The 13,009-nt window shown below is 67.2% G+C and carries 9 protein-coding genes and 1 pseudogene; 6 read left to right on the top strand and 4 right to left on the bottom strand.

Annotated features, from left to right (window positions below; all coding sequences use genetic code 11):
* Nucleotides 1–4: 4 nt before the first annotated feature.
* The 6 genes from VLY81_RS06885 to VLY81_RS06860 are packed head-to-tail and all read left to right on the top strand — an operon-like array spanning nucleotide 5 to nucleotide 6,272.
* A complete protein-coding gene (locus tag VLY81_RS06885) occupies nucleotides 5–487 on the top strand; it encodes a NuoI/complex I 23 kDa subunit family protein (RefSeq protein ID WP_324670278.1) in 483 nt (160 codons plus the stop codon).
* A gap of 10 nt (nucleotides 488–497) precedes the next feature.
* Nucleotides 498–1,040 carry an NADH-quinone oxidoreductase subunit J family protein gene (locus VLY81_RS06880; protein WP_324670277.1) on the top strand — a complete coding sequence of 181 codons (543 nt, stop codon included), beginning with the start codon at nucleotides 498–500 and terminating at the stop codon, nucleotides 1,038–1,040.
* Nucleotides 1,040–1,345, top strand: coding sequence for an NADH-quinone oxidoreductase subunit NuoK (gene nuoK, locus VLY81_RS06875; RefSeq protein WP_405001344.1), 306 nt, complete (start codon nucleotides 1,040–1,042; stop codon nucleotides 1,343–1,345). Before VLY81_RS06880 ends, nuoK begins: the two co-directional genes overlap by 1 nt.
* 10 nt (nucleotides 1,346–1,355) lie before the next feature.
* Nucleotides 1,356–3,308, top strand: a complete 1,953-nt coding sequence (gene nuoL / locus VLY81_RS06870; protein ID WP_324670275.1) for an NADH-quinone oxidoreductase subunit L — start codon at nucleotides 1,356–1,358, stop codon at nucleotides 3,306–3,308.
* A 9-nt stretch (nucleotides 3,309–3,317) separates the two neighbouring features.
* Nucleotides 3,318–4,841, top strand: coding sequence for a complex I subunit 4 family protein (locus tag VLY81_RS06865; RefSeq protein WP_324670274.1), 1,524 nt, complete (start codon nucleotides 3,318–3,320; stop codon nucleotides 4,839–4,841).
* A 6-nt stretch (nucleotides 4,842–4,847) separates the two neighbouring features.
* The gene (locus tag VLY81_RS06860) at nucleotides 4,848–6,272 is read left to right on the top strand and encodes an NADH-quinone oxidoreductase subunit N (protein ID WP_324670273.1); all 1,425 of its coding nucleotides are present in this window, start codon (nucleotides 4,848–4,850) and stop codon (nucleotides 6,270–6,272) included.
* A gap of 99 nt (nucleotides 6,273–6,371) precedes the next feature.
* On the opposite strand, the gene VLY81_RS06855 is transcribed toward VLY81_RS06860, so the two are convergent.
* From VLY81_RS06855 to VLY81_RS06845, 4 genes and pseudogenes are all read right to left on the bottom strand, one after another.
* Nucleotides 6,372–9,581: a DEAD/DEAH box helicase gene (locus VLY81_RS06855; protein ID WP_324670272.1), complete on the bottom strand. Its 3,210-nt coding sequence runs from the start codon at nucleotides 9,579–9,581 to the stop codon at nucleotides 6,372–6,374.
* A gap of 77 nt (nucleotides 9,582–9,658) precedes the next feature.
* Nucleotides 9,659–10,930, bottom strand: coding sequence for a DUF8807 domain-containing protein (locus VLY81_RS06850; protein WP_324670271.1), 1,272 nt, complete (start codon nucleotides 10,928–10,930; stop codon nucleotides 9,659–9,661).
* A 1,425-nt stretch (nucleotides 10,931–12,355) separates the two neighbouring features.
* Nucleotides 12,356–12,526, bottom strand: a pseudogene (locus VLY81_RS14675) (DUF1156 domain-containing protein); the annotation flags it as partial.
* An 8-nt stretch (nucleotides 12,527–12,534) separates the two neighbouring features.
* Nucleotides 12,535–12,957 carry a DUF7680 family protein gene (locus tag VLY81_RS06845; protein ID WP_324670270.1) on the bottom strand — a complete coding sequence of 141 codons (423 nt, stop codon included), beginning with the start codon at nucleotides 12,955–12,957 and terminating at the stop codon, nucleotides 12,535–12,537.
* Nucleotides 12,958–13,009: the final 52 nt, after the last annotated feature.

Raw genomic sequence — 13,009 nt, 5'->3', positions numbered from 1 at the left:
CGGCGTGCGGACGCTGACGACGATGGCCCTGGCCCTGTGGAACACCCTGGTGGGCATGGGCATCACCATCAAGAACATGCTCTTGCGGCCCCGCATCACGCTGCAGTATCCCGATGAGCGGCACAGCCTGCCCATCGGCTCCCGGGGCATCCCCGTGCTGCTCTCCGACGAGCAGGGCGAGCTCAAGTGCATCGTCTGCGAGCTGTGCGAGAAGATCTGCCCGGTGCGCATCATCGAGATCAAGTGGCACCGGGACGACCAGACCCGCAAGAAGGTGCTGGACGAGTTCAACCTGGACGCGAGCCGGTGCATGCTCTGCGGGCTGTGCGCGGAGGTCTGCCCGGCTGAGGCCATCGCCATGTCCGACCATTACGAGCTGGCCTCCTTCGACCTGCCGTCTTTGGTCTACGACAAGGAGAAGCTCCAGCAGCTGGGCCTGCCACAGAAGACGCCCATCGTCAACTTCGCCATCAAGACGGAAGGGTAATGGCCGGACGATGAACGCCGTTCAGATCATCTACGCGCTGCTCGCGGTGGTGACCCTGGCCTGCGCCTACGGGGTGGTCGTCGCGCCCAAGCTGATGCACTCGGCGCTGTGGCTGGGCGCCACCTTCGTGGGCATGGCGGCGCTGTACGTCTTGCTGGACGCCGACTTTTTGGCGGCGGCCCAGATCCTCATCTACGTCGGGGCCATCACCACCATGATCCTCTTCGGCATCATGCTCTCCGACATCCGAGATCTGCGCGCCCCCGGCGAGGGCCCCTGGTGGCGGCGCTTCGCTCGGCTGGTGCTCTCGCCCCGGCGAGGGCTGTTGCCGCTGTTGGCCGCGCTCGGCTTCGCCGTGGTGCTGTGGGGCATCGCCTGGCAGGCGCCCTGGCCGGCCTCGGCGCCCCCGGCCACATCTGACGTGACGAGCTCCATCGGCCGGGTCCTCTTCACCGAGTACGCGCTGCCCTTCGAGCTGGCCTCCGTGCTGCTGCTGGTGGCGCTGGTGGGGGCTGTGGTGCTGGCCATGCGGGAAGGAGTCGACAACCGGTGATCCCCCTGAGCTGGGTGGTGGCGACCAGCGCGATCCTCTTCGGGTTGGGGCTCTACGGTGCCCTCAGCTTGCGCAACGCCGTGCGCATCCTGATGTGCATCGAGCTGATGCTCAACTCCGTCAACCTCAACCTGGTGGCCTTCTCCCGCTACCTGCACCCGGATCAGCCCCGGGGACTGGTGCTGGCCATCTTCATCATGACGGTGGCCGCCGCGGAGGCAGCGGTGGGGCTGGCCATCTTCCTGACCATCGCGCGCAACCGCACGGACATCGACGTCGACAAGATCCAGCTGTTGAAGGGGTAGCGAGCGTCCTATGGCACAACTCGGCTGGCTGGTACCGCTCTTGCCCGCCCTCAGCGCGCTGGTGCTGGCCTTCTGGGGCAAGCGACTGGCGCGACAGGGGGACTGGCTGGGCACGGGGGCCATCGCGGCGTCCTGGCTCCTCTCCCTGGGGATCCTGGCCGATGTGATGGTCAACGGCTCGACGTCGGCCCTCCGCTTCGAGTGGGCCCGCTTCGCCGAGGCCCCCGGGCAGGCCATCCAGAGCCTGGGCCTGGGGCTGCAGGTCGATGCGCTGGCCGCCGTCATGCTGGTGGTGGTGACGTCGGTCAGCCTGGCGGTGCACGTCTTCTCCATGGGCTACATGGAGGGCGACGCCCGCTACAAGCGCTACTACACCATGCTCTCCTTCTTCACGTTCTCCATGCTGGGGCTGGTGCTGGCCGACAACCTGCTGCTCCTGTTCATCTTCTGGGAGCTGGTGGGGCTGGCATCCTACGCCCTGATCGGCCACTACTACGAGCGACCCGAGGCCCGCTACGCCTCCATGAAGGCCTTCCTGACGACCCGGGTCGGCGACGTGGCCATGTTCGTCGGCATCCTGCTCCTCTTCCGTGAGCTGGGCACCTTCCGCTTCGCGGAGATCGTCGAGGCCATCGAGCACGGCGCGGTGGCGCCCCATGTGCTGACGCTGGCGGCCGTGCTCCTCTTCGGCGGCGCGGTGGGCAAGTCGGCGCAGCTGCCGCTCCACGTCTGGCTGCCCGACGCCATGGCCGGCCCGACGCCCGTCAGCGCCCTCATCCACGCGGCCACCATGGTGGCGGCGGGCGTCTACCTGGTGGCGCGAGCCTACGGCATCTTCGCCCCGTCGGCCGACGCCATGCAGGTGGTGGCCTGGATCGGCGGCCTGACGGCCATCTTCGCGGCCACCATCGCGCTGGTGCGCGAGGACATCAAGCAGGTGCTGGCCTACTCCACCGTGAGCCAGCTCGGCTACATGATGATGGGTCTTGGGCTCGGGGCCTACACGGCGGGCTTCTTCCACCTGACGACGCACGCCTTCTTCAAGGCGTTGCTCTTCCTGGCCTCGGGTAGCGTCATCCACGCGATGCATCACGTGCAGGACATGCACCGCATGGGCGGGCTGTTGCGCAAGATGCCCGTGACCGGCCTGACCTGGCTGATAGGGGCGGCGGCCCTGGCGGGCATCCCGCCGTTCGCGGGCTTCTGGAGCAAGGACGAGATCCTGCTGGCCGCCTATCACTCGTCGACGCCGGCCCTGTACTGGATCGGCACCGTCGCCGCGGTGCTGACGGCCTTCTACGTCACTCGGGCGACCTGGCTGGTCTTCTTCGGGCAGCCCCGGGACCGGCACCTGTACGAGCACGCCCACGAGTCGCCGGCGGTCATGACCGGGCCGCTGGTGGCGCTGGCGGTGCCGGCGGCGCTCATCGGCTTCTGGAACTCGCCGCTGTCCGGCTTCGCCTTCGGGCACCTCATCTTCTTCCACGAGGTGCACGAGGCCGAGCCCAGCATGACGGTGACGGCGCTGGCCATCGGCGGGGCGCTGTTGGGCGTGCTGGCCGCCCTGGCCATCTACGCCTGGCGGATCGTGCCGGCCGCCACGGTGATCCGGCTGGCCGGCCCCCTCTACACGCTGCTCAAGCGCAAGTACTTCGTCGATGAGCTGTACCACTGGGTCTTCGTCAGGGGCACGATGGCGCTGGCCAGGCTCTGCGCCTGGCTCGATCAGGTGGTGGTCGACGGGGTGGTCAACGGCGTGGCCCGCTTCACGCAGGGCGTGGCCGAGGGCAGCCATCTGGTGGATCAGCAAGTCATCGACGGGGCCGTCAACCTGACCGCCTCGGGCACGGTGGCGGCCGGCAACCAGTTGCGCAGGGCGCAGGTGGGCTACGTCCAGGCTTACGCTCTGACGCTGTTTGCCTCGGTCGTGGTCGGACTCATCATCTTCACGATAGGAGGCTAAGGCCTCGACATGCTGAGCTTGCTCATCTTCACGCCCCTCATAGGGTCGCTGGTCATCGCCCTCTTGCCAAGGGAGAACAAGGACCTCCTGCGACGGGTGGCCCTGCTCTTCTCCCTGGTGCCGGTGGCGTTGGTGGCCATCATGTGGGCCCGCTACGACACCGCCGCCGAGGGGATGCAGTTCGTCGAGCGGATCCCCTGGATCCCGGCCGTGGGCATCCAGTACTTCCTCGGCGTCGACGGCATCAGCTTTCCCATGCTGGCGGTGACGGCCCTCGTCACGACGCTGGCCATCCTGGCGTCCTTCAACATCCAGGAGCGCGTCAAGGAGTTCATGGCCCTGATGCTGCTCCTGGAGACCGGGATGCTGGGCGTCTTCGTGGCGCTGGACTACTTCCTGTTCTACATCTTCTGGGAAGTCGTGCTGGTGCCGATGTACTTCATCATCGGCATCTGGGGCGGCCCTCGCCGGGAGTACGCGGCCATCAAGTTCTTCATCTACACGCTGCTGGGTTCCGTCGTGATGCTGGTGGGCATCCTGGCCCTCTACTTCCAGAGCGGGCTCGGCACCTTCGACATGCTGGCCATCGCCGAGCAGGCGCGGCTCAACCCGACCGCCCAGTACTGGATCTTCCTGCTGCTGTTCTTCGGGTTCGCGGTGAAGGTGCCCATCTTCCCCTTCCACACGTGGCTGCCTGACGCGCACGTGGAGGCCCCGACGGGCGGCTCCATGCTGCTGGCCGGCGTGCTGCTCAAGATGGGCACGTACGGCTTCTACCGCATCAGCTACCCGACGCTGCCCGATGCGGCCAAGGCCTTCGCCATCGTCATGGGCGTGCTGGGCGTCATCAACATCATCTACGGCGCCCTGGTGGCCATGGCCCAGAAGGACTTCAAGAAGATGGTGGCCTACTCCAGCATCAGCCACATGGGCTTCGTCCTGCTGGGCCTGGCGGCCATGACGCCGATGTCGATGGCGGGCGGGCTCTTCGTCATGATCTCGCACGGGCTCATCTCGCCCATGATGTTCTTCTTCGCCGGCACGGTCATCTACGAGCGCACCCACACCCGCATGCTGCCGGAGATGAGCGCCCTCTTTACCAAGATGCCGGTGGCGGCCACGCTGCTGGCCTTCGCGGCCTTCGCCAACCTGGGGCTGCCGGGGCTGTCGGGGTTCGCGGGTGAGTTCTTCACCCTGACCGGCGCCTTCGAGCCCCTGACGAGCCTGGTGGCGGTGGCCGTCCTGGGCATGGTGCTGACGGCGGCCTACCACCTGATGATGATGCGGCAGATCCTGATGGGCGACGCCACGGCGGAGGCGGCGGGCCATGCGGCGGCCCTCGCCCACGGCCACGGGGCGGCCGGCCATGGGGCCGCAGCGGCGGTGCGCCTGCCCGACCTGACGCTGCGGGAGGCCATCGTCAGCGCCCCGCTCATGGTCTCCATCGTGCTCTTCGGCGTGGCGCCCTCCCTCCTGCTGCGGATCTTCAACCCCTCCATCCAGGCCCTCTTGAGCCGCATGGGAGGGCTGTGAGCCGCCATGCAGTGGCTGATGATCCTCCCTGAGATCCTGCTGGCGGCCGGCGGCCTGGCGGTGGTGGCCGCGGGGGTGATGGGGCGGCGGCGGGAGACACCCGCCGCCCTCGCGGCGGCCACGTTCGTGGCGGCCCTGGTGGCGCTGTGGCCCCTGCGGGGGATCACCGCCGAGGCCTGGTGGGGCATGCTGGTCGTCGACTCGTTCGCCCTGTTCTTCAAGGCGCTGTTCGCGCTGACGGGGCTTTTGGTGGTGCCGCTGGCCCACGCCTACGTCGAGCGGCGGGGCATCCACGCCGGGGAGTTCTACGCGCTCATCGTCTTCGCCGTGCTGGGCATGTCGATGATGGCCAGCTCCCGGGACCTGCTGATGATCTATCTCGGGCTCGAGCTGCTCTCCATCGGCTCCTACGTGCTGGCCGGCATGCTCAAGGACGACGACCGGTCGCTGGAGGCCTCGCTCAAGTACTTCCTGGTGGGGGCCATGACGTCGGCCCTGCTCCTGTTTGGGCTGTCGCTGGTCTACGGCATCAGCGGCAGCACCCACGTGGAGGCCATCCGCCGGGCCGTGTCGGCCGGTGACGGCTGGCGGGGCGTGGCCGTGGCTGGCATGTGGTTCATGCTGGCCGGGTTCGGCTTCAAGGTGGCGGCGGTGCCCTTCCACATGTGGGCGCCCGACGTCTACCACGGGGCGCCGACGCCCGTGGCCGCCCTGCTCATCGCCGGATCGGAGGCGGCCGCCTTCTCGGCCATCCTGCGGGTCTTCACCACCGGCTTCGGCCCCCTGGCCAACTACTGGCAGGCCGTCTTCGCGGTGCTGGCCGTGGCCACCATGACCTACGGCAACGCGGCGGCCCTGGTGCAGACCAGCGCCAAGCGGATGATGGCCTACTCGGCCATCGCCCAGGCGGGCTACGTGCTGGTGGGGCTGGCGGTGGGCACGCCCGAGGGCTTCGGCGCGATGCTCTACTACCTGCTGGCCTACCTCTTCATGGTGGTCGGCACGTTCGCGGTCATCGCGTGGCTGTCGCTGGCCAGGCCCGAGGAGATGCTGGACGACTTCGAGGGGCTGGGGCGCAGCGTGCCGTGGGTGGCGGCCGCGGTGGTCATCTTCATGATCTCGTTCATCGGGATCCCGCCCACCGCGGGCTTCCTCGGCAAGTTTTACCTGATCCGGGCGGCCGTCAGCGCGGACATGGTCTGGCTGGCCGTGGTGATGGTCGTCAACAGCGCCATCTCGGCCGGCTACTACTACAGCATCGTGCGGCGCATGTACCTGACCGACCGCTCGGCGACGGTGGCGGCACTGCCGCCCGGCACGTCGCTGGTGGTGGGGCTGGCCGCGGCGGCGACGGTGCTGCTGATGCTCTTCCCGCAGCCCATCATCGAGTGGCTGGGCTCGGCCCAGCAGGTGGTGGCGCTGCTGCGGTAGCGGGGGCGGTGGCGGGGGCGAGCCTCGCCATTCGCTCGGCCCAGGGCTACATCGGAGACGCGACGACGCCCGGCGGGCCAGGACTCGCCGGGCGTCTTGCTATCCTTCTGGCGGCCGCCCGTATCCCGAGGCGGTCTCGAAATGGTCGAGCAGCTCGTCCAGGGCGGCGATGACCCGCTCCCTCACCCCGTAGATGACGTGACCCGCCTCGTCGACACGACGCCAGACACCGGCTGCTTCGAGCGCCGCAGGTTCGAGGGAGGCCTCGGCCAACCAGCGCTCGAGGTAAGGGTGGCCGTAGGTCAGCAGCACCGCATCCCCTCGCCGGCGCTGGGCCACATCTGGGTCGAAGGTGATACGCACCAGCCGGCCCCGGTCCCGTAGCTCGTAGACGCCATCCCCCACGGGCCTGAGCGCCCCGCTGCGAAGCAGCGTGGGACTTCGCAACCAGAGCCTGCGCAGGGCCTCCACCGTGACGGGGCTCTCCCGCAGAGGCTTTGCGTCGATGACAATCGGCCGCTCGAAGCCTTCGGCCACGGGCAGCGCCGGGGATCGCCGCTGTAGCTCCGCGATCTCTGCCTTGAGGTCCTCCAGGCGCCGCTCCTGTACGGCCGGACGTTCGTCGGGCGACAGCATGGCGAGGTCGCGGATGGTCTTCTCCGTCGACGAGATGAGAGGCTGCAGGGGCCCGACAAAGCGCTCGAACAGCCCGATCCGCTCGTCGAGCGCGTGGTAGACGTCATCCTCGACGCTGGGCGTGGAGAAGAAGTTGTAGACCCGTACCTCCTTGTGGTCCTGACCGATGCGGTCGATGCGTCCGATACGCTGCTCCAGTCGCATCGGGTTCCAGGGCAGGTCGTAGTTAACCATCGCGCCGCATACCTGGAGGTTGAGCCCTTCGGCTGCCGCGTTGGTGCAGACCAGGAGGGTGATGCCGCCGTCCTGCCGGAATCGCTCCTGCAACTCCTCCTTGGAGACGGGAACGAAAGCGTTGGCCTCGGGGTCGTAGACCTCGCCCCCCCGCCCCGAGAAGCAGCCGACCTGGCGCGTGCGCTCGAGCAGCGCGTTGCGCACGTAGTCCATCGTATCGGTGTACTGCGTAAAGATGATCACCCGGTGGTACTCGGCCGCCAGCCGGTCCAGTACCTCGTGCAGACGGGCCCGTTTGCTGTCGACCCCGAGGGATCGCACCTGGGCGAGCAGGGCGTCGAGCTCGGCCAGAGCGGTGTCTCCCAGCGCGAAGGGACCGCCGTCGGATAGCTCCTCCTCGCGCACCGTCCCCACCCCGGCCAGGTCGTCGTCGTCGACCAGGTCGTCGAGACGAGCAGAGCCGGCCCCGATGCGCTCCCGCAGGCGCTCCAGGCTGCGCCGAAGGGCATACGGGCTGCTGGCCAGGCGCTGGCGGTAGCACGTCAGCACAAACCCGAGCCCGCGCTGGCCTCCTGTCATCGCGTTGCGGTAATGACGCGCCAGATACCGCTCTACGTCGAGGTAGACCGCTTGCTCCTCCATCGAGAGGGGGATGCGTTCGCTAGACACCCTGCGTTCGGGGATCGGGTCGCTGATGAGCCCCTGGTGCCGGTACTCCCGTAGCCTCTTTCGGGTCGTCCGGAACAGGCGCTGGCGGGTCGGGGCGTGGGCGAGGAAGAAGTCGCGCAGATGGGCGCGCTCCGCCGGTCCGAGACGGATCAGGCCCTCCCTGGCGATCGGCGTGTCGACCGCGGTGGCGCACCTGCGGTAGAGCATGGGCGCCGTCCGCTCGAGCGACGCCAGCAGCGAGGGCTCTCCCCTCGCCCCAGCTCGCACGGTCTCGAAGAGGAGGTCCAGCACGGGTCGCTGCAGCGTGGAGTCCTGCTCCATGTCCGCCAATGCCCGGTAGAAGCTCTCGAAACGCTCGAAGGAGGTGCCCAGCGGCCCATCCACCCCCAGCAATCTCAAGAGGTCCCAGACCTCCCGGGGATGGATCTGCATGGGGGTCGCGGTCAGGAGCAACAAGGCACGGGTACGGTCCTTGAGGCGTTGAAGGAGCCTGAGCAGCTGGTTGGGCTGACGATCTGGCTGATCATACCCGGTGCGCCGCGCGTGGTGGGCCTCGTCGACGATGATCAGGTCCCACGGCGGCGCCTGCAGCAGGTCTCCCTGACGCTCCTGGCGGCGGGCCAGCTCCGTGCCGACGATGAGGACGACGGGGCTGATTCGGAAGACTTCCTGGCGCTCGACGGGACGCTGCTCGCGGCCCCGGCCATGGCCGAGGCTAGGCCCCACCAACGTTGCACCGTCGTACAGCCAGGCCGGCAACGAAAACTTGCCGATCAACTCCTCCTGCCACTGCTCGCACAGCGCACGTGGTGCCAGCACCAGAGTCCGCTGCGCCAGACCCGCCAGTTGCCAGGCCCGTATCAGGAAGGCCGCCTCGATGGTCTTGCCCAGCCCCACCTCGTCACACAGCAAGTACCGGGGCGCGTCCGCCTCGAGCGCCGTGCGAAGCACGCCCACGTGATGCGGCCACGGCCTCACGGCCGCCGTCGTCAAGGCAACCCATCGGCCGCCGCTCATCCTCGGGGCGTCTCGCACGAACTGCAGGGCCACCCTCTCTTGCTGGGGCGTGAGGAGACGGGTGTCCGAGTCTAGCGGCTCCACGAGCTCTTCGGGCAGCTCCTCGGGGGCCAGCGCTACCAGACGCTCCCGGACGGCCCGCGGGAGCTCCACCGTCAGCGAGTGGGGGTCCCTCCCCCCCCATAACCGCTCGAAACGCTCGACCTTGGGGCGCCCGTATCGGCTCCACGTGGGCTCATCCCATGAGGCGTACAGGTCCATCTGCTCGTTGTTGTGCACCCAGCCTTGCCAGCTCTCGTTGGCGCTTCCAAAGGCCACCAAGGTGTTGCCACCGGCGTCGTGCAGGATGGCTACCTTGGCATGCTCGATGGCACCCGGCCTGGGACGGCCGTCGGGCCCCGCTGGCACCACCACGCGTATCTCGGCGAAGCCCACCGCCACCATGGCCGCGAGCAGGGCGAGCCGATCCCGGGCCGCGGCGTCGACGGGCGCATCCAATGCCCGCAGCATGCGGCCGGTGAGCTGCTCCTGGAGCTGGCGGATCCGCTCGCCGTGTTCGATGGCCTCTACGTCCGCCGGATCCAGCCGCTCGCAGACGACGAGCCGATACGCCGGCCACTGCGGGCGCGGCACGCGGCGCAGCAGGTATTCGACCCCTTTGGCCGAGACCAGCAGCGACGAGCTCGAGAAGAAGCCGGCCTGTCGGTCGTACCGCCGAGCCCGCAACAACGCCGGCAGTAGGAACTCCTGCACCAGGTCGTTGCCCGGCTCTAGGGTCCACCGCCAGTGTGGATAGGACCGGAAGTCCTCGACGAGCGGCTGGGCCGTCTTCAGAGCACCCCCGCCTCCTCGTCGTCCGTGGTGAGGCCCTCTTCCTCCTCGAACATGTGCCGCTGGGGCAGGTTCACATGGGCCTGCAGGGCGCTCTGCGCCATCGCGTACAGAGGGTCGAAGTGCGCTTCAGTCGCTTTGGTCTGCGGGATGACGTGCAGCAGCGTCTCGACCGCCAGGAGGAAGGCAGGATCCGATAGCACGCCGGTGCGCCGTACGAATCGGTCTAGAGCCAGAGGCCCCTCCTGCTGGTGCACGAAGACCGCCGTGTGGATGGCATCGATGGTTGACGAGAAGGTCTCCGCTGCCGGATCGAGCACCTGCTCCCGGATGCGGCGACGCTCGGCCGGCGTTAGCAGGCGGACGGCGTCCTGGCGCGACTGCAGGAGCGCCCGGTCACGCTTGAGGCTCTCCACGTCGACCCCGACGCTGAGCGCCAGCTTGCGCGCTTCGTCGTACGGAAACTCCACCGCCTGGTACTGATCCCACGCCAGCACGACGAACTGCGTCTCGGGATCGAACCGGCTGTCCCGCCCTTTGAGGAGCTGGCGCAGGCGCAGGCTCGTCACCTCGCGACGCACCTCGTCGAGGGCCTGCTCCGGGCGCAACAGTGAGCCGTCGCTGTTTCGCACCGGCCACCGGCGGGAGACCACCTGCAGCGCGGGGCCGAAGGCGGCGATCATCAGGTCGACGCCTCGCATCCCCTGCTCGTGAAACTCGAGGGCCTTGGCCCGAGCGGTCTCACGTAGCTCCGCCAGGATGTCGTCGAACCAGACCCCTTCTCCATCCGTCTCCTCTCGCTTGCGGCAGACCAGCAGGACCGTGCTCCTCACGGCGTTCTTCTTCGCCTGGTGGAGGCTCTTGTCGCTCTCGGTATGGACGGGCCAGGAGGCTGTGATCTCGAAGCCCGCCTCGATGAGGGCCGACGCCAGGGCATCCCATGCCTCCACGCTCTTGTGGGTGAACATCAGGGTGAAGACGCCCCGAGGATGGAGCACCCGGTACGCCTCCCGGAAGGCTGCCTGCATCTTGGCCTCGTAGTCTCGCCGGGCCAGCTCCCGAGACCGGCGCTGCCCCTCCCGGACGAAGCGAGCTGGGTTGGCCACCGCCTCCTCCGCCTTGGGCACCAGCTCGTCCCGGAACCAGTCGGGGTAGATGTCGTCCAACACCAGCCGTTGCCAGACGTAGAAGAAATCCGACAGCTCGCCGTACATGACGTTGTCATAGTAGGGTGGGTCGGTGCAGATGAGGTGCACCGAGCCATCCGGCACGGAGGTCAAGTCCGCTGCGTTTCCTTGCGTGATTCGGATATGATCGGCGACTGGAGACCGCTCTTCCAGGAAGACCTGCCTCGGAGCACCGTCTGTCTCCGAATCGCCTGGTATTTTCCACTCCGACGGAAACAGCCTCGCAATCCCCTTGTAGGCATCCACAACCTGCTCGATGGCCCACGGCAACAGCTGACGGGCCCCGTCGAACTCGCCGTGGCTCGGCTTGAATGCAAAGTCGTGGCGGTCGAAGGTGTTCGCAATCTTGAGCCGGGTAGCTTCCCACCGAGTCATCTGAGAGTTGTAGTCAGCGCACTTATCCAGCACAAGAGACAGATATGTGATGATGGCATCAGCACGGTCCCGCCCAACTCGGCTTCTGATCTCGTATTTCAACTGCCTCAGGTGTTTGACGCAAGTTGCCAGAACCAACGCTTGGCGAGGCGAGAACATCTTGTACCAGTGGGTCATCCCATACTGCCACGGCCGAGGGTCGGATGTGCTCGTCGGATACTCTTGCCCTGGCAAGAACCCTTCGACTAACCACGAGTCAACATTCTGGTCATAGACCTCTTGGGCGCGCCTCGCTGCCTCGATGTCGGCCTCGGTGACGCTACGGTACTGCCGTCCCCGACCGTAGCTGACCACAACGGCATACATCTGGCTACCCATGCGCCCCGCTTGCGCCTCGGTCTTGATGTACTCGCCATCGATGGTGAGCCGGCACCTCGGACACTGAGCGTCCCCACCACGCCACGTGCCAGCGGAAGGATCATAAGAGCTACCTCGTTCGATCTTCACCGGCACTTCAAACCCACACGCGCGTTCGTTACGGTCGCTTGGCACGACCAAACGCGCTGCTATCGGGGAGCACTTAGTCTTGTCAAGCCACCAGTTTGGTGAAAGTGGAACAATCAAACCGCATTCGGGACAGCGCACGGTCCGGGCCCAGGCGTACGCTAGGACGGTCTCTCGTGGGCGCGTCGGGAAGTACTGCTCAAGCTCTGCCCTTACACGTCCTGCCCACTCCCCACCCCAGTATTCAATCTCCTTCGCCATGGACTCACCGAAGCGGGCAGGGTACTCCAACGTTGCCTTCAAGATGACAGCTGCTAGCGGATTGAGCTCGCTCGCATGAACTTCCAAGCCCAACCGCAACGCTTCAAGGGGAATACTGCCTCCGCCGGCGAATAGGTCAAGCACTATGGGCCGGGCGGTACCCCACAACTCGCGGAGCTTGGCACCAATCTCCTGGCGCCGAGATGGCGGAGGAGTGAAAGTGAACGCCCGGTCATACCCGTAGGGGTCATCCCCCAGGTCTTTGCCCGTGCGCTTCGCTTCGAGCAGCTCCGCTCTTGTTTCCACCGGATCCCCGAAGATGCCCATTGTCTGCAAGAACCACTCACGGTCACACTCCGGAGGTAGCAGGCTTCCCAGCACAGCGGCTCGGGAAAGCACGAGAGGTCGGCGCGCCCACCATACGTGAAGGTAGTAGGGCGGTGGAAGCGCACTGCTGGCGCTGCGCTCCCTCAGGCTCTCTGCTCCGATGGTCTCAGCCGGCAGATGTGACTCGATAAGGACCCGCGGACGCTCCTTCACGGGCAGGCTCACTCCCTCGCCAGCAAGATCCGGAGAGCCCGGAGCGTACGCGTCTTGGGCCCTTGCATCACCCGGGCGAACCAGTAGAGCGACTCTTCAGGGCTCATCGAGGCGACGCCACCGATCACTTCTTGCATGCGCTCCAGCTTGCGAAGGGGCTGTACCGCCAGTAGGGCCAACGCGATGCGGGCGCCTGTCGCCTCGTCCACGAGCAACGGAGGGGCTCCGTCGACCCCCGAGCAGGCGAGATGCTCCGGGCTGAGGTGGATGGTTCGAAGGGCCTCGACCACCAGCGGTCGAGCGACCTCGAGCGGAAGTCCCGACGCCCAGGCCACGCATCGCAACTCCGGCGTTGGGCCAGCCGCCTTGCGCAGGCCGGAGCGTTCCTCGAGAACGACCAGACGAGGCTCGGTGTTCCGGATCTGTTCCATCCGCAAGGCGAATCGGCGGTTGCTCCCTGCAACGGGGGGGCTAGCTTGGCGC

It is taken from the genome of Limnochorda sp. LNt (genome assembly GCF_035593265.1).
GTDB lineage: Bacteria > Bacillota > Limnochordia > Limnochordales > Geochordaceae > Geochorda > Geochorda subterranea.
Note: the sequence above shows the minus strand (reverse complement) of the source record. Positions and strands in the feature narration are given on the sequence as shown.